Origin of the sequence: Methyloversatilis universalis FAM5, assembly GCF_000214035.2 — a bacterium.
GTDB lineage: Bacteria > Pseudomonadota > Gammaproteobacteria > Burkholderiales > Rhodocyclaceae > Methyloversatilis > Methyloversatilis universalis.
Genome location: NZ_AFHG01000052.1, coordinates 59763 through 78730 on the forward strand (window position 1 = coordinate 59763; position 18968 = coordinate 78730).

Here is an 18968-nt window from a genome sequence, read left to right on the forward strand (position 1 = left end):
GTTTGAACCCACGAGGCGCTCCCGCATGAACACCGATCCGTCCTTCCGGCGCCTGCACGGCCGTCAGGTCCATCTCCAGCCCAAGGGCTTCTTCGGCAAGCTGGTCGCGCTGCTGGTCGGCGCCGGCCTGCTGGTGCTGGGGCTCATGTTCTCGGTGGTGATCGTCGCGGTGGCGGTGGTGGGCGGACTCGCCTTCTGGGGCTGGATGTGGTGGAAAACCCGCGACCTGCGCCGCCGCATGCGCGAACAGATGGATCACCCGATGCAGGCGCCCTTCGGCGACGTGCCCGCCAGTGGCGGCCGCGTGATCGAGGGCGAAGTGATCGAGGTGAGTGCGGAGGTCGGCACCGACAGCCGCCGCTGATGCCGCGCGGCCCCGATCTTCCGGTCCTTGACCGCCGGCCTTGTTCTGCATCAAGTTTTAAGATTCATCGAGGATGTATGTTTTCGCCCATCCACTGAAGGAGCGCGAACATGGCCCTGCTGCTGTCCATCGATGAACCGCCGAAGTCGTCCGCCGCGGCGCCGTCGGTCGAGGCTTTCCTCGAAATGGGGTTCCGGCCGGTCTATCTGGCCGGCGCGCTGTGGGCGCTGCTCGCGGTGGCGGTGTGGATATTCGCGCCGCAGCTGCCGGGCGGCACGCTGGGCGGGCTGGCCTGGCACGCCCACGAAATGCTGTGGGGTTTCGTCGCCACCATTGCGGTCGGCTTCCTGATGACCGCCGGCGGCGCCTGGACAGGCATCAATCCGCTGGCCGGCCGTGCGCTGGCGGTGCTCTGCCTGCTGTGGGCGCTGGCACGGGTCGCCTTCCTGCTGCCGGGTGACGCCGCCTTTCTGGCTGGCGCACTGGCCGAGGGCGGCTTCTTCGCGCTGGCCGCCGCCGCGCTCGGGCGCTCGGTGCTGCTGTCCCGCAACACCCGCAACTACGCAGTGCCGCTCATGCTGCTCGGTCTGGGCCTGACCGACCTGCTTTTCCTGCTCGCCACCCGCGCCGGCGACTACGGCGCGCTGATGCGGCATTTCAACGCCGGTCTGCTGGTGATGACGCTGCTCACGCTGCTGGTCGCGCGCCGGGTGATTCCCTTCTTTGCCATGCGGGCGGTGCCTGGGCTGACTGTACCGGCCCATCTGCAGAGCGGCATGGCCCAGCTGATCGCCAGCGCGGTTGCGGTGCTCTGCCTGTTCGCCGGCTGGACCACCGCACTGGCCGCCGCACTGACGGTGGCCGGCGGCATCGCGCTGCTGCAGTGGGTGAGCTGGAAGCCGTGGCGGGTGCTGCACAAGCCGCTGCTGTGGATTCTGTACGTCGGCTACGCCGGGCTCGGCATCGGCCTGCTGCTGGCTGCCGCCCACGCGGCCGGTGCCGGCACGCCGGCCGCGCTGCATGTGCATGTGATCGCGATGGGCGGCTTTTCGGTGCTCATCATCGGCATGATCACCCGCACCGCGCTCGGCCACCTCGGCCGCCCGCTGGACACCGACCGCAGCATGGTGACGGCTTACGGACTGGTGATCGCCGCCACCGTGCTGAGGCTGGCCGCGCTGCATCCGTCGCCGGCGTCGGTGCATCTGCTGCACGGCGCCGCCGGACTGTGGGCGCTGGCGTTCGCGCTCTATCTGTGGCGCTTCTTCCCGATGATGATCCGCCCGCGGCCGGATCGCGCCGGCCCCGCCGCGCAGCCGGTGTCCATCACGCCGCGCCGGGGCTGACATGGGCGCGCCCGCCGGCCACCGTATCCACACCCGCCGCAAGGTGGTACGGGCCTTGCAGGCCGTGTGCCGGGTGACTTTCACGACACGCACAGGACACTCGCCATGCGTCTGACCACGATGACCGATTACGCGCTGCGCCTGCTCATGCACGTCGGCCGGCATCCGGACCGGCTGTGCACCATCGCCGAAATCGCGCAGGCCTACGGCATTTCGGAAGCCCATCTGATGAAGGTGACCCACCAGCTGGCGCTGGCCGGCTGGCTGGAAACGGTGCGCGGCAAGGGCGGCGGCATGCGGCTCGGCCACGATCCGGCGCAGATCCGGCTGGGCGAGGTGGTGCGCAGCGTGGAACCGGACTTCCGGCTGGTCGAATGTCTCGGCGAGCCGGGCGGCAGCGGCTGCTCGCTGGAAGGACGCTGCCGTCTCACCGGCATTTTCGAAGGCGCGCTGGCCGAGTTCCTGGCCCATCTCGACCGCCACACGCTGGCCGATCTGCTGCCGCCCGCGCCGCGCGCGATCGAACCGCTGCGGAGAGTATCGTGATGCCCGACATCGACACCCTGCGCGCCGCGCTGCATACGGTGCCGGACCCGGAGCTGGCGGAAAGCATCGTCGACCTCGGCCTGGTGAAACACATCGGCGTCGGTGACCGCCAGGTCGATGTGGTACTGATTCCGACCAGCGCCACCTGCCCGATGGGCGACCTGCTGATCGAGGACGCCACCGCCGCGCTGCGTGCCGCCTGCCCGCCGGGCTGGGCAGTGAACGTGACGTTCGACTGGGACACGCCCTGGCATCCCGGACGCATGAGCCCGGCGCTGCAGCAGCGCTTCGGCTGGAACATCTGACGGAGAGACACGACATGCAGATTGCCTCGTTCGACGACCTGATCGCCGCCGCCCGGCAGCAGCCCGAGCCGCAGCGCCTGCTGCTGGTGTTCACCCGTGCCGAACTGCCGGACGGCGCCAGCGCGGCCGAGCGCGCCGGCTTCGCCGCCGGCCGGGGCGGCGCGCTGGTGCCGCACTGCTGCGTGGACAAGTCGCCGCACGAACTGCAGGACTTCGCTGCGCTGGCGGAGGAGGCCGGCCTGTTCGCGCCGGACTGGGCGATCGTGTTCGTCGCAGCGCTGTCCGGCAGTGGCGGTCGGCCGCCGGCCGAGGCCGACATCGGCCGCTCACTCGACCGCATGGTCGAGGCGATCAAGGCGGGCCGGCTGGACGGGCTGATGCCGGTGGACCGCCGCGGCCGGGCGGTGCGGCTGGCATGAGCGTGACGCGGCCGCCGGGCTGGCGTCAGGCGGTCGTCGCCTGCGCGCTGCTGGCGGTGGTGGCGCTGCTGTCCGGCCTGAGCGGCGGGCTGGCCCGGCTGGGCCTGCCGGTGCCGGTCATGCCGGCGCCGGTGCATGGCGCGCTGATGGTGTGCGGCTTCTTCGGCACGCTGATCGCACTCGAACGCGCAGTCGCGCTCGGTCGTCTTGCCGGCCTGGGTGCGCCGCTGCTGGCCGGCATCGGTGGCCTGCTTGCGTGGAGCCCGTCGCTGCTGCCGCTGGCCCAGGCCTGCTGGGCGCTGGCTGCGGCCGGTCTGGTCGCGCTCTACGTTCATGCCGGCGTCAGCCGTGCGTGGTCGCCTCACCTGATGGTCGAACTGTGCGGTGCCGCCTGCTGGCTGGGTGGCGCGCTGCTGTGGGCGATGGGCGGCGACCTCGCCGCCACCACCCGCGGCTGGGTGGCCTTCCTGGTGCTCACCATTGCCGGTGAGCGGCGCGAACTGACCCAGCTGGTGCGGCTGCCGGCGCTGGCGCGCAGCCTGTTCATCGCGGCGGTCGCGCTGCTGATCGCCGGTGCGGTCGATCCCGCCTCGCTGGCGCTGTGGCCGGGCTGCGCGCTGCTGGCGCTGTGGCTGCTGCGCTGGGACATTGCGCCGCGCGCATGGCGTGCAGCCGGCTGGCCGGGCCATACCGCGCTCTGCCTCACCGTCGGCTATCTGTGGCTGCTGGTGGGCGCGCTGCTCGGCCTGTACGGCGAGTTCCATCCGGGGCCGCTGGCCGCCACCGGGCTGCATGCGGTGCTGCTGGGCTTCGTGTTCGCCATGGTGTTCGGCCACGCCCCCATCGTTCTGCCGGCACTGCTGCGCCTGCGGCCGGTCTACGATCCACGTGCGCGCTGGCCGCTGTGGCTGCTCGCCCTCAGCCTTGCGCTGCGCATTGCCGGTGCGGGGCTCGGCCGGCATGATGCGCTGATGCTGGCCGGCGGGCTGCACGCCGCGGCCATCCTGCTGTTCGCGGCGCTCATGCTGCGCGCCGTGCGCGCAGCGAAACCGGCCCCCGCGATGTCGTGAAGGAGTACCCGCGATGAACACACCGGACAATCTGTCGGCCTGGCGACGCGCCGAGCGCCAGCGTCTGCTGACCGAGCGCGAGGCGGTCGAGCCGGCGCAGCGCATGGCGCGCAATGTCGAAATCACCGGCTATCTCGAAGCGGGTTTCCCGCTGCTGTCCCATATGACGATCGGCTTCTGCTGGCCCTTCCGCGGCGAATTCGACAGCCGCCATCTGCTGCGCTCGCTGCGTACGCAGGGCGCGCGCGGCGCGCTGCCCGAAGTGGTCGAGCGCAACGCGCCGCTGGTGTTCCGCGAATGGTGGCCGGGCGTGGCCACCACGCCCGGCGTGTTCGACCTGCCGGTGCCGGACGACACCAATGTCGTGCAGCCGCATGCGCTGCTGGTGCCGCCGGTCGGCTTCGACGCGCGCGGCTATCGCCTCGGCTATGGCGGCGGCTTCTTCGACCGTACGCTTGCCGCCTGCACGGTGCAGCCGCTGAAGATAGGTGTGGCGTTCGAACTGTCGCGCATGCCGACCATCCATCCGCAGCCGCATGACATTCCGATGGATTTCATCGTGACCGAAGCCGGCATCTTCGAAGTGTCGGACGACGGTCTGCACGAAATCGATGTCGATACCTGTGCCCAGCGCGCGCACGCGCTGGTGGCCAGCCGCATCCTGCGGTGAACCTGAAAGATTCCGCCCGATGAACACCTCCACTGCCTTCCGCTCACGTCTGGCCGCGCTGCTCGCCACGCTGGAACAGGGCCTGGTCGAGCGCCGCCACGTCGTGCGCATGACCCTGCTGGCCGCGCTCGCCGGCGAGCACACGCTGCTGATCGGCCCGCCGGGCACCGCCAAGAGCGAACTGGCGCGCAGGCTGCACCGCGCCTTCCGCGACGCCCGCTACTTCGAGCGACTGCTCACCCGCTTTTCGGTGCCGGAAGAACTGTTCGGTCCGCTGTCCATCCGCGCGCTGGAGCAGGACCGCTACGAACGTCATACAGACGGCTTCCTGCCGGACGCCACCATCGCCTTCATCGACGAGGTGTTCAAGGCCAACAGCGCCATCCTGAACGCGCTGCTCACGCTGCTGAACGAGCGCGAGTTCGACAATGGCGCCGGCCGCCAGCTGTGCCCGCTGGTCAGCGTGATCGGCGCCACCAACGAGGTGCCGGACGACGAGGTGGGCGAAGCCTTCTTCGACCGCTTCCTGCTGCGCATTCCGGTCAGCGCGGTGAGCGGTGATGGCTTTGCCGCGCTGCTGGCGGCCGGCTGCGCCGACGAATGGACGCCGCCGGCGGACGCGCTGCTGCTGGGCGACGAGGATCTGGGCGCGGTGTCGAATGCCGCGCAGGCGGTGAGGCTGCCGGCGCGGGTGGTCTGTCTGCTGGCCGAACTGCGCGCGCATCTGGCGGACGAGGGCGCCTATGTGTCGGACCGGCGCTGGGTGAAAACCGCCTGGCTGCTGAGGGTCGCGGCCGCGGCCGAGGGCCGCGACCAGGTCGGTCCGTGGGACCTGCTGCTGCTGCCCGCCTGCGTGGCGCCGGACGCCGGGCGGCAGGCGGCGGTGGCCGACTGGCTGCTGGCGCGGCTGGGCGTGCGCGCGGGCTTCGCGCCGGAGCGCCTGTCGCGCGTGGTGCAGGCTTTCCAGGCCCAGCTCGAAACCGAACAGAACGCGAGCGATCTCGACTACGACGAATCCGGCAGGCTGCGTTTCAGCGCGCCGGAGGCCATGACCGAGAAAGCTGAAGAACTGGCCGGCGTGATCGGTGACGCCAAGGGCGGCGCCGGTGCGCTGCGCATGAATTACAGCCGGCGCCGCCGCTACGGCCCGGCCCACATCGCGGCGCGCACCGGGCAGATCGACGATCTGCTCGCGCGCATCGCCGGCTATGCCGAAGAGCTGGCCGCCGAGCGCGCCAGTCTTGCCGCGGCCCGCGCGAGTACGCTGTGGCTGGATGACGGCCTGCTGGCCGCGCTGGACGCGCGGCTCGCCGATACTGCGGCGGTGATCGCCGGGCTGGCCGAGCGCGCCTGCGACGCCCGCCGCGGCTTCGACAACCTGCCACGTCTGTCGGCCGAAGAGGCCGCCCGTTTCAGCGACCTGCCGGAGCCGGTCGAGCACGAGCCGCTGGCGTGAGCGAAGGCCCGGCTCCGCTGCTGTTCGCCGGCCGTGAAGCGCGGCTGGCCGCACTCGATGCGCTGCCGCGCACACTGTGGCTGGGCAGCCTCACCCACGCGCACGGTGCGCTCGAGCCGCGGCTGGCGACCCTGGTCGCGCTGCGCGCCGGTCTGGTCGGCGGTCGCGTGCCGGCCGACCGCGACTGGGTCTGGCCCGGTCCGGCACTGGCCCGCCGGCTGTGCGACACGCTGGCCGAGCTCGATCTGGCCGCCTACTGCACCGGCCGCGAAGGGCTGTCGGACACGGTGGTGCAGAGCCTGCTGTTCCATCTCGATCTGGTGCCGGACTACCGCGACCGCGGCGCCAGCGAAACCGGCGCGCTGCAGCGCGCGATCGAGGCCTTCGGTTCCGACTGGCAGGAGCGCCGCGGCCAGATGGACCAGCTGATCGAGGTGTTCGGCAAGCTGCCGGACGACAGCAAGGACGCGCGCTGGGACGTGCTGGCCGGCGTGCTGAAGTCGGAGGGCTGGCAGACCGTGCTGCGCATCCGCCGGCTGCTGGAAAGGCTGGCTGACCTGGCCGCCTGCATACGCCGTCTCGGCCGCGCCCGGCTGTCCGATGAAAGTGATGAGGCGAGCCGCACGCCGGTCACCGTCATGCAGTCGGCGGTGGCCCGGCGTAGCGAGGCGCGTACCGTGCGCGTGCCCGACATGCCGGGCGAGACGCGCGGTGTGCATCGTGCCGACCGCATCGCCCGCATGCTGCCGGCCGAGGCGGTGCTGCTCGGCCACCCGACGCTGCGTCTGGTGTGGCACGCGCGGCGCGCCGAACGCACGCTGCTCTGCTACGAGGACGACGACCGCATGCGCGAAGTGCGTCATGTCGACGCGCCGGTGCTGCAGCCGCGGCCCGATCCGCAGCAGGACCGCCGGCTCGAGATGGGCCCGCTGCTGGTGTGCGTGGACACCTCGGCGTCGATGCAGGGGGGCGCCGGCGAAGTGGCCAAGGCGGTGGTGCTGGAGGCGGTGCGCACCGCCCACGCGCAGGGCCGCGCCTGCCACGTGTTTGCCTTCGGCGGCGCCGGCGAGGTGGTGGACATGGAGATTGCGGTCGATGCCGAAGGCATCGACAGGCTGGTGCGCTTTCTGGGCCAGGGCTTCGGCGGCGGTACCGACATCTGCGGGCCGCTGGAATACGCGCTGGCCCGGCTGGAACAGGCCGCGTGGCGCATGGCCGACCTGCTGGTCGCGTCCGACGGCGACTTTGGCGCCACGCCCGAGGTGGTGGCACGGCTCGATGCCGCCAAGCGCGATCTCGGCCTGCGGGTGCAGGGCGTGCTGATCGGCGACCGCGAAACCATCGGCTTTCTCGAAGTGGCCGACCACATCCACCCGGTGCGCGACTGGCGCCGCTACGGCACCGAAGGGCGCGGCGCCGAGCCGCCCATCCACACCCACCGGCTCACCGCGCTGTATTTTCCGGGCGCGCTGCGCACCAGCGAGAACCGCGACGCCACGGTCAGCGGCGAAGTCGCCTCGGCCGCGGTGCGGGCCGGCCTGCGCCGCGGCCAGCCGCTGCCGGATCACCTGCGGCCTCCCCATTCTTCACCTGACGAACCCGACGCATGAGCTTCGCCACCGACTATCTCGCCCAGATCGAAACCCTGGCAGCACGCATGCCGCTGCCGCGCGTGCGCGCGCTGCACCTGCCGCCGCCGGTGGCCGACGAACCCTGCCGCGATGGCGCCAGCGGTCACGCGCGCGGCGAGTTCTGCGCGCTGGAACTGGAAGATGGCAGCATCGGGCTCTCATACGTGCTGCTCGACGACACGCTGGAGCGGCTGCGCAAGGGCCCCGGCCTCGATGACCTGAAGGGCACGGACGCGCTGGCGCTGGCCCGCCGCTACGTGAGCGGGCAGGGCGTGGATCGCACGCTGGGCTTCGTCTGCGCCAACGCGATCACCCGCTGCCTGTTCGACCGCGCCGGCTACCGGCCGGAGGGCAGCAGCGATTCCATCGGCCAGATGGATCCGCAGCCGGGCGACACGATCGGCATGATCGGCCTGTTCGGTCCGCTGGTGGAGCGCATCGTCGCCGCAGGTGCCGACCTCACCGTGATCGAACTGGACGAGCGCGCGGTCGGCGAACGCGAGGGCTGGCGGGTCACCACCGACGCCAGCGCGCTGGAGCGCTGCAGCAAGGTGCTGTCCACCAGCACGCTGCTGCTGAACGACACGCTGGACCGCATGCTCGCCCACTGCCGCGCCGCCCGCTGGTTCGCCATGGTCGGCCCCAGCGCCGGCTGTCTGCCCGACGCGCTGTTCGCCCGCGGCGTCACGCTGCTCGGCGGCAGCTGGGTCGAGGACCGCGCCGCCTTCATCGACGGGCTCACGTCCGGCGACAAGGACAGGCACAAGGGCCGCAGGGCCACCTCCAAGTTCGCGCTGACCGTCGACGGATGGCCCGGTTTCGATCGACTTCTCGAACGCGTCCGCTAGACCGGGCCGCGCCCGACCCAGGTCCGCTGGCACACTGTGCATCCCGAAACCCGCCCACGGATATCTGACATGAGTGATCTGCCGCCTCTGCCCGCCATCGCCCCCGGTCGCTACCGCCACTACAAGGGCGGCGAGTACGAAGTGGTCTGCGTCGTGCGGCACAGCGAAACGCTGGAGCCGATGGTGCTGTACCGGCCGCTGTACAACGACTCCGGGCTGTGGGTGCGGCTTTTCGACATGTTCGTCGGTCAGGTCGAGATCGGCGGGGTGGTGCTCCAGCGTTTCACACCGGTCGCCGCTTGATCGTGGGCGCTGGCGCAAAAAATGCCCATGAGATTTCACCGCGCCGACGTGCGCATCGTTGAACAGCCGGCGATACGGGTGGCCGTGCTGGCACATCACGGCCACCCGGACACGCTGGACGCGTCGATCCGCCGCTTCATCGACTGGCGGCGTGCGCACCGGCTGCCGCCCGCGGTCAGCGCGACCTACAACATCCTGTACCGCGTTCCTGAGGGCGGTACGGCGGCGGATTTCAGGCTTGACCTGTGTGCAGCGGTCAGCGAGCCGGTCGCCGCCAATCCGCACGGTGTGGTCGAGGGGGTCATTCCCGGCGGACGCTGCGCGGTGCTGCGCCATGTCGGCAGCGACGACACGCTGGGTGACGCGATCCGCTTCCTGCATGCCGAATGGCTGCCGGACAGCGGCGAAACCCGACGCGATGTTCCGGTCTGGCTGCAGCGGCTCCGCTTTCATCCCGAAGTGCCCGAAAGCGCGGCGGAGAGCGATCTCTTCCTGCCGCTGTGCCCGCTCCGCTGAAAATGCCGTCATGATGCAGGCCTGTCTTCAGGAGCCTGTCATGCAGATCGATACCGCCACCCCCGCCGACATTCCCGCGCTGTGCGGACTGCTGTCTGTGCTGTTCTCGCAAGAAGCCGAGTTCTCGCCCGACATCTCCGCGCAGGCGCGCGGGCTGGCGATGATTGTCGGCGATCCGCGGGTCGGCGCCGTGCTGCTGGCGCGCCAGGGCGACGAGGTCACCGGCATGGTGAATCTGCTCTACACGGTGTCCACCGCGCTGGGTCAGCGCGTGCTGCTGCTGGAGGACATGGTGGTCGCGCCGTCGGCCCGTGGCGGTGGCGTGGGCAGCGCGCTGCTGCAGGCGGCGATCGCCTTCGCCCGCGAGCAGGGCTGCCCGCGCATCACGCTGCTGACCGATACCGTCAACGTCGATGCCCAGCGTTTCTACGCGCGGCACGGCTTCGTGGCGTCGCCGATGAAGCCGATGCGCTGGCTGGCGATCTGATCCCGAACGGGAGCGGACTACGGCGCGGCTCATGCGCCGACTCAACGAAAGCATCACATTCACGCGGCATGCTGGCCTCCATTGCCCACGAGGAGGTCGCGTCGATGAAGCACGTTCTTGCCGCAAGCTGCGCGCTGCTGCTGTCCTGTGCCGTGCAGGCGGCGGAATACCGTTTCGATCCGCAGCTCAGCCATGTCGAGGTGGAGACGGCGCATTACGTGTACATCACGGACGGCGGGGCCTTCGGCGGCCCGGCCTGGACGCTGGTGAGCGATTACACCCGGTATTCGATCAGCGGCGCGCTGCAGGCCGACATCGGCGTGTCCGACTACGACCCGTCCATCCGCCGTGCCTGGTTCAGCGCGCTGCAGATCGACTACGGCAGTGCGCCGGCCTACGCGCTGACGCTGCCGACCTTCCTGCCGATGGACGGGCTCACCGCCACGCTGCGGCCCGAGCCGGGCTTTCTCGACTACGACGGTTTCTACGGGCCCATGGATCCGCTGGTGTGCGCCTGCGTGACCGGCGGCAACCCGTCGGCTCCGGTCACCCATTACGCCGGGCGACTGGACGCGCAACAGGTACATCTGGTAGCCAGCGTGGCCTATCCGCAGACAGCCTCGTGGTCCTGGCTGCTGCCCGTTGCCGATACGGCCCCGGCACTGCCCGACTGGGCGATCGCCGGTCGGGTGAGCCGCATCGTGATGGCCGGCAGCGTGTCCGCCGTGCCCGAGCCGGACGACTTCGCGCTGTGGGGCGCCGGCCTGCTGGTGGCCGGTGTTGCCGCCCGTCGCCGGCTGGCGGGCTGAGCCGGCATCACTCCACCCCGGCTCCGGAAGGCAGGCGCTCAGGTTTTCCGGGTGTGCGCCTGCACCCAGCGCACGATGTCGGCCGCGCTCATCGCGCCCGCCTGACGTGCCACCTCCACGCCACCGCTGAACAGCATCAGCGTCGGAATGCTGCGGATGGCGAAGCGGGCCGCGGTCTGCCGGGCCACCTCGGTATCGACCTTGGCGAAGCGCACATGGGGCTGCTGGCGGGCGGCGGCTTCGAACTGCGGCGCCATCGCCCGGCATGGACCGCACCAGGCGGCCCAGAAATCGACCACGACCGGCAGCTCGGTGCGATCGATGAAGGCATCGAACTGCGTGTCATCGAGCGCGAACGGTTCTGGCGCCAGCAGCGGCGCCTTGCAGCGGGCGCAGACCGGGCCGTCGTCCAGACGGTCGTCCGGCACGCGATTGGTGGCGGAACAGCGGGGGCAGGCGATGTGCATGGTGTCAGGCCGGTTAGAGGGTATGTGCATCAGATGGGGATGTCGGCCAGGAAATCCAGTCACCGATGCTGTCGTTGCGTACCTGCGCAGGGGTCTGTCACAGCGCTGACACCGGTATGTCCTCACTTGTTGTGGGGTAGCATTCGCAGACAGGAGCGAGCGGACGAAGGAAGGCAGATATGTTGCGCAGCGCTGGCATCGGCCTGTGTGCGTTGGCACTGACCGGCTGTGTCGGTGAACGGGCCGGCTGGATGCACCAGGCATGCATCGAGGCGTCGCCTGCCTGTATTGCGTCGCCCGAAGACGCGGGCGGGCTCATGCCTGCACCGATCCTGCTTCCCGGATTGCAGATGGTCGTCCGTCTGGAGAATCACGGGTTCGACGCCGAACGTGTCAAGATCATCGGCCTGCCCGTGTAGGAACGCAGCGTGACCGGGCCGTCTTCCTCATCCCGTCCCCCGCTCACCCGCCTCTTTCTGTCGATGACGTCCGCGAACGCAACAGCGACCTTTCATCCCGAGCACGTGACGTTGATCGTGGGCGATGTCGTGCTCCATCCGGTGGCCTCGTACGAGTTCGGCCGCTGGGGGCCGGACGGAAAGCCGTCGCCGGAGGGCTCCTGGGGCTTCAAACCTGTCTCTGGCGCGCAGACCCTTGGGCTGTCGCGGCGCGAGATGTCGGTGGATTTCGGGATGGAGCCGCCATCGCCTGAGCGCGGGGATCTGAAACTCGATCTGTCGGAGGCCTTGAATATGCCGGGTCAGGCACCTGTACCGCTGCTGCGCTTCGTACCGCGCCGCTGGCGGCATGACCATGTCTGATGCCAGCTCCCCAAAGTAAGCGTTCTGCCGCGAGTTCTTCCCGCGGCCTGCTGAGCTGTCCATGACCGATACCGCCCTCGACGTCGCTGCCCGCATTGCGCGCGGTGACACGTCTGCCGCCGACGAACTCGAACGCTGTCTGGCGCGCATCCGCGCCCGCAACGGCGACATCAACGCGGTGGTGACGCTGGACGAGGCGGGCGCACGGGCTGCGGCGGAGGCGGCCGACCGCCGGCGCGCGGAAGGTGGTGTGCTGCCGCCGCTGCTGGGCGTGCCGGTCACGGTAAAGGACTCGTTCGAAACCGCAGGCCTGCTCACCACCAGCAGCCATCCGCCGCTGGCACGGCACGTTCCGGCGCGCGATGCCACCGTGGTCGCACGGCTGCGGGCGGCCGGCGCGGTCATCGTCGGCAAGACCAATCTGCCGGAACTGGCGGGCACGCCGCAATGCTGGAGCCCGCTGTTCGGGCCGACGCGCAACCCGTGGGACCCGGCGCTCACGCCGGGCGGCAGTTCCGGCGGCAGCGCGGCGGCGGTGGCCATGGGCTTTTCCTATCTCGATCCGGGCAGCGACATCGGCGGCTCCATCCGCATTCCGGCCGCCTACTGCGGCGTGGCCGGGCTGAAGGCCACCGAGAACCGCATTCCGCGCAGCGGCCACATTCCGCATCTGCCGGGCGGCCGGCGCAGCGTGCGCCACATGCTGGCCTTCGGAGCACTGGCGCCTTCGGTGGCCGACCTGCAGTGCGCGCTTGCGGTGATGGCCGGTCCGGACGATCTCGACACCGAAGTGCCGCGGGTACCGGTGCAGCCGGTGTCGGCACCCGCGCGACCGCTGCGCGTGGCGTGGTGGGACGACTTCGGCGGCCTGCCGCTGTGCCGGCGCACCCGGGCCGGTCTGGCGCGTGCGGTGGCTGCGCTGCAGGCGGGCGGTTGCGTGGTGGAGCGCCGGCAGCCGGACGGTTTCGACACGCACAAGGCATGGCAGGCCTACGGCTGGCTGGCCGGCACTGAAATCGGCCTCGGCATGCCGGCGCTGGCACGCCGCCTGCTGTCGGTGACCGGCCGCTTCATCACCCGCGACCAGCCACTGGCGCACGCCTTCGTGCAGGGGCTGGCGCTGGATGCGCAGCGCTACAACCGCGCGCTGAACATGCGTGACCGCCTCATTCGCGCGATCGAGCGCTTTCTCGGCGAGTGGGATGTGTGGCTGTGTCCGGTCGCGCCGTCGGTGGCCTATCCGCAGACCCGGCTGCTGTGGTGGAAGCGGCCGCCGGACATTGCGGTGGACGAGGCGCGCCTGCACTTTGCAGAAGGCGCGATCGGGCTGGTGACACCGTTCTCGCTGACCGGCCACCCGGTGGTGACGCTGCCGGTCGGCATCGAGGACGGACTGCCGGTCGGTGTCCAGCTGGTTGGCCGGCGCTGGCAGGACGAGGCGCTGCTGGCGAACTGCGCGGTACTGGAACGCATGCTGCCCGCCCGCCGTGCGCCGCCGTGCGCCGGCCTGCGCTGACGTTGCAGGCAGGACGGCGTGCATTCATTGACCTGAACGCGCCGGACGCTCGCCACACCGACCGGACGTCCGTGCGCTGCACGCCGCCGCTCCCGGCGGGTGCCGGCGCGCGCACGGCGCTCTCATCGTCGCCCGGCGCCGCCTTCGGTCAAACATCGTAAAAGCGCTGTCTTGCGCGGGCAGTGAGACATCTGTCCGCGCCTTTTTTGTCAGAATCCGCGGCGTTGTCATGAGCGGTGCCTTTCCCGGCGGTGAAGGCGCCCCTTCCGGACATGAACCGATATGGAAGGTGAACCCAGATGTCCGTCCCTGTTCCGCCGGCGTCCATTCCCCCATTTGTCCAGGCGTTCGCGCCTTACGGGTGGGGGTTCAACGCACTTGTCATGGCAGTCGCCGCGCTCGTGATCGGCCTGTTGCTGAGGCTGGCGGCGCTGAACCGCGCGCTGCGCGGGAGCGAGGCTTCGCTCACCGCAGACCGCGACCTGTTCCGCGCGCTGGCCGACACCGCGGTGGCGGCCATTTTCGTGATCCGTGGCAATCAGGTGCTGTTCGTCAATCCGGCGGCCTGCCGCATTTCGGGTTACGACCGTGAGGCACTGCTGTCCATGGGCGTGTTCGAACTGGTGCATCCGGACTACCGCGAGCAGCTGCTGGCCAACCAGATCGCGCGCCAGGCCGGCGAAAGCGTGCCTTCGCGCTATGACCTTCCACTGATCACCCGTCAGGGCGCGGTGCGCTGGGTGGAGGCATCGTTCGCGCTGGCCCGCTTCCGCGACGAGGACGCCATCGTCGGCACGCTGTACGACGTGACCGAACTGCGTGAGGCGCAGGAGCGGCTGTTCCGCTCGCTGTTCTCCGCTTCGCCGCTGCCGAAGTGCTCGCTCGAACGCCGGGCGGGCGCGCTTGCGCTCCGCCGCAGCAACATCGCGTTCGACACGCTGTTCGGCGAGACGGACCGCCCGCAGCCCCTGTTCGCCGACTGGCTGGCGCGCACGCGCTGTTCGATGACGGTGGAGGGCTGGGAGCGTCTGCTGGGCAGCTGCGAGCGCGACAGCCAGCCCGGAGGGCTGCTGGAAATGCACTTCGAACCGAGCGGTCGGCCGGCGCTGACCTGTCTGGTTTCTGCCTCCCGGGTAGGCGACGAGTGGCTGATCGCCCTGGTCGACATCACCGCCCGGCGCGAAGCGGAACAGGCGCGCGACCAGCTGTCGGCCCGCCTGCTGGAGCGCAATCTCGAAGTGGAGTCGCTGAACGCCCAGCTGCAGCGGCGGGCCGGCGAACTGGAGCAGCTGTCGCGCGCGAAGTCCGCCTTTCTCGCGGGCATCAGCCACGAGGTGCGGACGCCGATGCATCAGATTCTGGGGCTGTCCGAGCTGCTGGCCGAAGAGGTGCATGACCCGGCTCAGCGCGAACTGCTGGACGCGCTCGGCGGAGCGGCGAGCGGCTTGATGGACATGCTGGGACGGGTACTGGAATACACCGCGCTGGAGGCGGGCAGCACGGCGCGGAAGGACGCGCCTTTCGATCCGGCGGAGCCGCTGCGCACGCTCGCGTGCGCGCTGTCGCCGATGGCGGTGGCGCGCGGCCTCCACCTCGAGGTCGATATCGCAGGGTCGGCACCGACGCTCGTGGGCGATGCCGGGCGCATCGCGCACATCCTGCAGCTGCTGGGCGACAACGCGCTGAAATTCACGCCTTCCGGCCGCATTTCGCTGTCGCTCGAAGTGGCAGCGGCGGATGCCGACGGCCGTCATCTGCTGACCTATGTGGTGCGCGATACCGGCATCGGCATCGCGGCGGAGGCGCTGCCCCGGCTGTTCCAGCCCTTCGTGCAGCAGGACGCCTCCAGTACGCGGCGCTATGGCGGCCTGGGGCTCGGACTGGCGATCGCCCGACAGAGCGCGCAGCTGATCGGTGCGGATCTTTCGGTGCGGGCCCGGCCCGGTCAGGGCAGCGAGTTCCGGCTCAGCCTGTCCCTGCCTGCAAGGGAAGCGGTGACCTCCGCGGCGTGAGCCGGCACGGCTGTCGAGCTTTCTGACAGTGGCCGCGACGCCACTGAGATTTTCCGCGTGCAATCAATGTCATGTCGTTGTGGTATCGATCTTGCTGCCGGCCCGGTCGTCCGATATCCACTGAAGGATGGCAATGATGAGCTTTCGCACAAGTGTGTTTTCAGTCCTGTCCGCCGCCTCGCTCGGTGCGACGTTCGCCGCGTCCGCGGCCGATCCGCAGCCGGTCGCGACTTGGCGATTCGACCGTACGCTGGCGGCAGATCAGGCCGGCGTGCCCGCGCTGGGCGTGATCGATCCGCTGGGCCTGAGCGGTTTCGTGCAGGACACGGTGTTCGGTGAAACCCGCTGGGTGTGGCGCTTCGACGGCAACAGCACACCCAGCCAGCAGGCCGGCCTGCTGGTGAACAGCAGCGGCCTGCTGAACGGTGACGACGCCTATTCGATCGACATCGTGTTCAAGTTCGAGCCGAACACTTCGAGCTGGGAAAACATTTTCGGCGTGTCCAACCGGCAGAGCGACAACGCGCTCTACATCGATCCGGACAGCCGGCTGGAGGTGTGGCCGAGCGGGGACGGCCCGACCCGCTTCACCGTCGGCGAATATCATCGCGTCACGCTGACCAACCGCGGCAACAACACGGTGACCGCCTATATGGACGGCATCTTCCAGTTCGACCTCAGCACCACCTCGCTGAACTTCAGCGCCTATGCCTCGGCCAATCCGCAGCGGCTCATCCATTTCTTCGCCGACAATCTGGTGGGCGGCGGGCAGGGCGAATTCGCCGACGGTGCGGTGGCGTCGATACGCCTGTACGACGTCGAACTGAGTTCCGATCAGGTGGGCGGCCTGCCGCCGCTGCCTGCGGTGCCGGAACCGGCGTCCGCGCTGATGATGCTGGCCGGCGGCGCGGTGGTGGCCAGGGCCGCGCGCCGACGCCGCGTGTAAGCGGCGCCGACACCCCTGTTCGCGGGGTGCAAGGCCGCTGCATCCGGGTTTACCGTCAGGTCATCCGACACTGATGGAGACCCTGATGCGCGTCCTTGCCCTGGCCGGACTGCTGGCCGCCCTGCCGCTCCATGCCGAAACCCTGATCGATCTGACGCCCGAGAGCGTCACCGGGCCGAATCACGTGCGCTATCGCGCACAGTGCTGCGTGGTGTCCGACCGGCCGGACTTCACGCCACCGATCTCCGGCAGCATGGGCGTCACGTTCCGCCCCACCGGCAGCGACCTGTGGCTGGAGGATTTCAGCCTTTTCCTGCGCCAGCGCACCGACATCACCGGCCAGCTGAGCGGCTACACCAACAGTGGCGGCACGATGAACTTCCGCGCCTTCATCGGCAGCTGGGGCTACCGGAGCGGTCTGCCTGCCGGCGCGTCCGGCGACCTGATCGAGGTACTGTGGACCAGCGCGGTCACCACGACCGTGCACAGCGGTGATATCCAGAAGTTCACGTTCGAACCGGGCCTGCAGCTGGCCGCCAACCAGTGGTACTTCGCGTTCATCAGCCCGGAAGGTCTGCCTCTGCAGCCGCTGCGCACCTATGAAATGCCGGTTTCGTACGACGGCAATCCGGCGGTCACGACTTCGCCCAATCTGTGGATGTACACCTCGCCGGACGACTTCAATGCGCTGCTGACCGGCAACTGGACCGCGGGCTGGGGGCCGGCCTGGTTCGAAGCCACGCTGCAGGCCGGACCGCCCGCGATTCCGGCGGTGCCCGAGGCCGACGGCCGGGCGATGCTGCTGACCGGACTGGGGATGCTGGCGGCGGTGAACGCGCGCCGCCGCGCGGTGCGCGTCTGAGGCGCGCGAGCCGCGGCGCTCAGCGCATGTGGTGGCTGAACAGCGTGAGCATTTCGCGCGCCAGACCGGGGCGGGCGGCCAAGATCTGCCGGTCGAAGCCGCCACTGAACAGCACGGCCGACGCACCGGCCGGCGCGATGTCCTCCGCCTCCACATTGCGCACCCCCATGCTCCACAGGCCGAATTCGCGGTCCGGTATCGTGTCCTGCGACAGTTCGATCAGTCCCTTGTGGCGCGGGTCGGCACAGATGCGGGCGTAGCGCGCCCGCAGCAGGTCAGCCTCGCCCTCGATCACCTGCAGCAGGTTGCCGGCCGAGTGCAGCAGCATGCCGGTGATGTCTTCGCGCGCGTTGTTGCGCACGCTGGTTTCCAGGATGGAAGAGAGCACGGCCGGGCCGTCCTCCACCAGCGTGCTGGTGTAGATGATCTGCAGCAGGGGCATCTGAAGCGGAAAGATCAGTGGCGCTCGTCCGCGTGCGCGGAGAAAGGGCGGATGTGACGGAAACCGGCCGGCGCGTGCGACACCACCGAGGACGCGATCAGCAGCAGCCAGAACAGGCCGGCCGAGGACTGCGGCAGCACGATCATGGCGGCAACGCCGACCAGCTTCAGAGGGATGAACAGGCCGGCCAGTTCCACCGCGTGGCGGGGTTTGCTCCACACCTCCAGCGCATACATGCCCAGACCGGTGGCCAGCATGAGCAGCGCGGCGGCGCGCCGGTATTCGTCATGGCCGGTCAGCAGCGCGCTGCCCACCAGCACCACGCCCACCAGATGCAGCGAGCGCAGCGTGACCATGGCCCAGCGGCGGCCACGGAAGTCGCGGCGGTTGGGCGAGGAGGCGTCGTGATCGTGCGCGTGCATGCGCGCAGTATGGCTCACCATGCGTCGATCGGGCTCGGTTCGTCACCCGCGAAGGGCAGGAAGGGCCCGGTGCCGCTGTGTTCCGCGCTGGAGGCCGGCACGAAGGCGCCGCGATGCACGTCGAACACGTGCACTTCGCCGTCCTCGATCACGTAGTGCCAGCCGTGCAGCGCGATGCGACCGGCGTCCACGCCGGCGCGCACCATGGGGTAGTCCATCAGCCGTTCCAGCTGCAGCACCACCGCGCGCTGTTCGGTGCGCCGCAGCGCCTCGTCGGTGAGCTGCACCGGCAGCACCGCCTCGCGGCCGAGGTCGAGCCAGGCATTGAGATTGGGCGCCTCGGCGCTCACGCCCTCGTACAGCGCGCGCACGCCGCCGCAGTGGCTGTGGCCGCACACCACGATGTGGGCCACTTTCAGGTTGAGTACCGCGTATTCGATGGCGGCAGAGGTGCCGTGGAAACCGGCCAGCTGGCCCTGACGCGTGCTGCCGTCGTAGGGCGGCACGAAGGCGCCGACATTGCGCACGATGAACAGCTCGCCCGGGCCGGTGCCGGTCAGCAGATAGGGCACCAGCCGTGAATCCGAACAGCCGATGAACAGGATGGTCGGGTGCTGCCCGTCGCGCACCAGATGCTGGAAGCGGTCCTGCACGCCGGGAAAGGTGTGGTCGTGGAAGCGGCGCAGGCGGGTCAGCAGTTCGTCGGGCAT

The 18968-nt window shown here is 69.9% G+C and carries 24 protein-coding genes; 20 read left to right on the forward strand and 4 right to left on the reverse strand.

Annotated features, from left to right (window positions below; genetic code table 11):
• The first annotated feature begins 25 nt into the window (after positions 1-25).
• The 14 genes from METUNV1_RS11340 to METUNV1_RS11405 all read left to right on the forward strand — a co-directional run bounded on the left by METUNV1_RS11340 (position 26) and on the right by METUNV1_RS11405 (position 10770).
• Positions 26-364, forward strand: a complete 339-nt coding sequence (locus METUNV1_RS11340; protein ID WP_008061835.1) for a hypothetical protein — start codon at positions 26-28, stop codon at positions 362-364.
• 110 nt (positions 365-474) lie between these two features.
• Complete coding sequence (locus METUNV1_RS11345; protein ID WP_008061838.1) at positions 475-1710, forward strand: NnrS family protein; 1236 nt, start codon at positions 475-477, stop codon at positions 1708-1710.
• Between the two features lie 105 nt (positions 1711-1815).
• Complete coding sequence (locus METUNV1_RS11350; protein ID WP_008061840.1) at positions 1816-2256, forward strand: RrF2 family transcriptional regulator; 441 nt, start codon at positions 1816-1818, stop codon at positions 2254-2256.
• Positions 2256-2561: a metal-sulfur cluster assembly factor gene (locus METUNV1_RS11355; protein ID WP_008061841.1), complete on the forward strand. Its 306-nt coding sequence runs from the start codon at positions 2256-2258 to the stop codon at positions 2559-2561. The genes METUNV1_RS11350 and METUNV1_RS11355 overlap by 1 nt, the downstream gene beginning before the upstream one ends.
• Positions 2562-2575: 14 nt before the next feature.
• On the forward strand, positions 2576-2980 hold the full coding sequence (locus tag METUNV1_RS11360; RefSeq protein ID WP_008061843.1) for a hypothetical protein: 405 nt from the start codon (positions 2576-2578) through the stop codon (positions 2978-2980).
• Positions 2977-4050 (forward strand): hypothetical protein, encoded by a 1074-nt coding sequence (locus tag METUNV1_RS11365; RefSeq protein WP_008061845.1) that lies wholly within the window; start codon positions 2977-2979, stop codon positions 4048-4050. The genes METUNV1_RS11360 and METUNV1_RS11365 overlap by 4 nt, the downstream gene beginning before the upstream one ends.
• Positions 4051-4063: 13 nt before the next feature.
• Complete coding sequence (locus tag METUNV1_RS11370; protein ID WP_008061847.1) at positions 4064-4720, forward strand: 5-formyltetrahydrofolate cyclo-ligase; 657 nt, start codon at positions 4064-4066, stop codon at positions 4718-4720.
• Between the two features lie 19 nt (positions 4721-4739).
• Positions 4740-6176, forward strand: a complete 1437-nt coding sequence (locus tag METUNV1_RS11375; protein WP_008061850.1) for an AAA family ATPase — start codon at positions 4740-4742, stop codon at positions 6174-6176.
• Positions 6173-7786, forward strand: a complete 1614-nt coding sequence (locus METUNV1_RS11380) for a VWA domain-containing protein (protein WP_008061852.1) — start codon at positions 6173-6175, stop codon at positions 7784-7786. Before METUNV1_RS11375 ends, METUNV1_RS11380 begins: the two co-directional genes overlap by 4 nt.
• The gene (locus METUNV1_RS11385) at positions 7783-8655 is read left to right on the forward strand and encodes a Rossmann-like domain-containing protein (protein WP_008061854.1); all 873 of its coding nucleotides are present in this window, start codon (positions 7783-7785) and stop codon (positions 8653-8655) included. The genes METUNV1_RS11380 and METUNV1_RS11385 overlap by 4 nt, the downstream gene beginning before the upstream one ends.
• Positions 8656-8724: 69 nt before the next feature.
• Positions 8725-8958, forward strand: coding sequence for a DUF1653 domain-containing protein (locus tag METUNV1_RS11390; RefSeq protein ID WP_008061857.1), 234 nt, complete (start codon positions 8725-8727; stop codon positions 8956-8958).
• A gap of 27 nt (positions 8959-8985) precedes the next feature.
• Positions 8986-9474, forward strand: coding sequence for an AraC family transcriptional regulator (locus METUNV1_RS11395; protein WP_008061858.1), 489 nt, complete (start codon positions 8986-8988; stop codon positions 9472-9474).
• Between the two features lie 40 nt (positions 9475-9514).
• Positions 9515-9961: a GNAT family N-acetyltransferase gene (locus tag METUNV1_RS11400; protein ID WP_008061859.1), complete on the forward strand. Its 447-nt coding sequence runs from the start codon at positions 9515-9517 to the stop codon at positions 9959-9961.
• Positions 9962-10065: 104 nt separating this feature from the next.
• Positions 10066-10770, forward strand: a complete 705-nt coding sequence (locus tag METUNV1_RS11405; RefSeq protein WP_043359852.1) for a hypothetical protein — start codon at positions 10066-10068, stop codon at positions 10768-10770.
• A gap of 38 nt (positions 10771-10808) precedes the next feature.
• Here METUNV1_RS11405 and trxC read toward each other — a convergent pair whose 3' ends face one another.
• Positions 10809-11237: a thioredoxin TrxC gene (gene trxC, locus METUNV1_RS11410; protein ID WP_008061861.1), complete on the reverse strand. Its 429-nt coding sequence runs from the start codon at positions 11235-11237 to the stop codon at positions 10809-10811.
• Positions 11238-11416: 179 nt separating this feature from the next.
• Here trxC and METUNV1_RS11415 point away from each other — a divergent pair, with 179 nt between their 5' ends.
• From METUNV1_RS11415 to METUNV1_RS11440, 6 genes are all read left to right on the forward strand, one after another.
• Positions 11417-11656: a hypothetical protein gene (locus METUNV1_RS11415; protein WP_043359767.1), complete on the forward strand. Its 240-nt coding sequence runs from the start codon at positions 11417-11419 to the stop codon at positions 11654-11656.
• Positions 11657-11665: 9 nt separating this feature from the next.
• Entirely contained in the window at positions 11666-12058 is a 393-nt protein-coding gene (locus METUNV1_RS11420) for a hypothetical protein (RefSeq protein WP_139026352.1), read from the forward strand.
• Positions 12059-12119: 61 nt separating this feature from the next.
• The gene (locus tag METUNV1_RS11425; RefSeq protein ID WP_008061865.1) at positions 12120-13574 is read left to right on the forward strand and encodes an amidase; all 1455 of its coding nucleotides are present in this window, start codon (positions 12120-12122) and stop codon (positions 13572-13574) included.
• A 383-nt stretch (positions 13575-13957) separates the two neighbouring features.
• Positions 13958-15586: a sensor histidine kinase gene (locus tag METUNV1_RS11430; protein WP_008061867.1), complete on the forward strand. Its 1629-nt coding sequence runs from the start codon at positions 13958-13960 to the stop codon at positions 15584-15586.
• Positions 15587-15740: 154 nt separating this feature from the next.
• Entirely contained in the window at positions 15741-16532 is a 792-nt protein-coding gene (locus METUNV1_RS11435; RefSeq protein WP_242059661.1) for a LamG-like jellyroll fold domain-containing protein, read from the forward strand.
• A gap of 85 nt (positions 16533-16617) precedes the next feature.
• Positions 16618-17394 carry a hypothetical protein gene (locus METUNV1_RS11440; RefSeq protein ID WP_008061870.1) on the forward strand — a complete coding sequence of 259 codons (777 nt, stop codon included), beginning with the start codon at positions 16618-16620 and terminating at the stop codon, positions 17392-17394.
• 19 nt (positions 17395-17413) lie between these two features.
• On the opposite strand, the gene METUNV1_RS11445 is transcribed toward METUNV1_RS11440, so the two are convergent.
• From METUNV1_RS11445 to METUNV1_RS11455, 3 genes are read right to left on the reverse strand one after another with little or no spacing between them, the layout of a single operon-like run.
• Entirely contained in the window at positions 17414-17836 is a 423-nt protein-coding gene (locus tag METUNV1_RS11445) for a BLUF domain-containing protein (protein ID WP_008061871.1), read from the reverse strand.
• 14 nt (positions 17837-17850) lie between these two features.
• Complete coding sequence (locus tag METUNV1_RS11450; protein ID WP_008061872.1) at positions 17851-18279, reverse strand: hypothetical protein; 429 nt, start codon at positions 18277-18279, stop codon at positions 17851-17853.
• Positions 18273-18968 carry a carbonic anhydrase gene (locus tag METUNV1_RS11455; protein ID WP_008061873.1) on the reverse strand — a complete coding sequence of 232 codons (696 nt, stop codon included), beginning with the start codon at positions 18966-18968 and terminating at the stop codon, positions 18273-18275. Before METUNV1_RS11455 ends, METUNV1_RS11450 begins: the two co-directional genes overlap by 7 nt.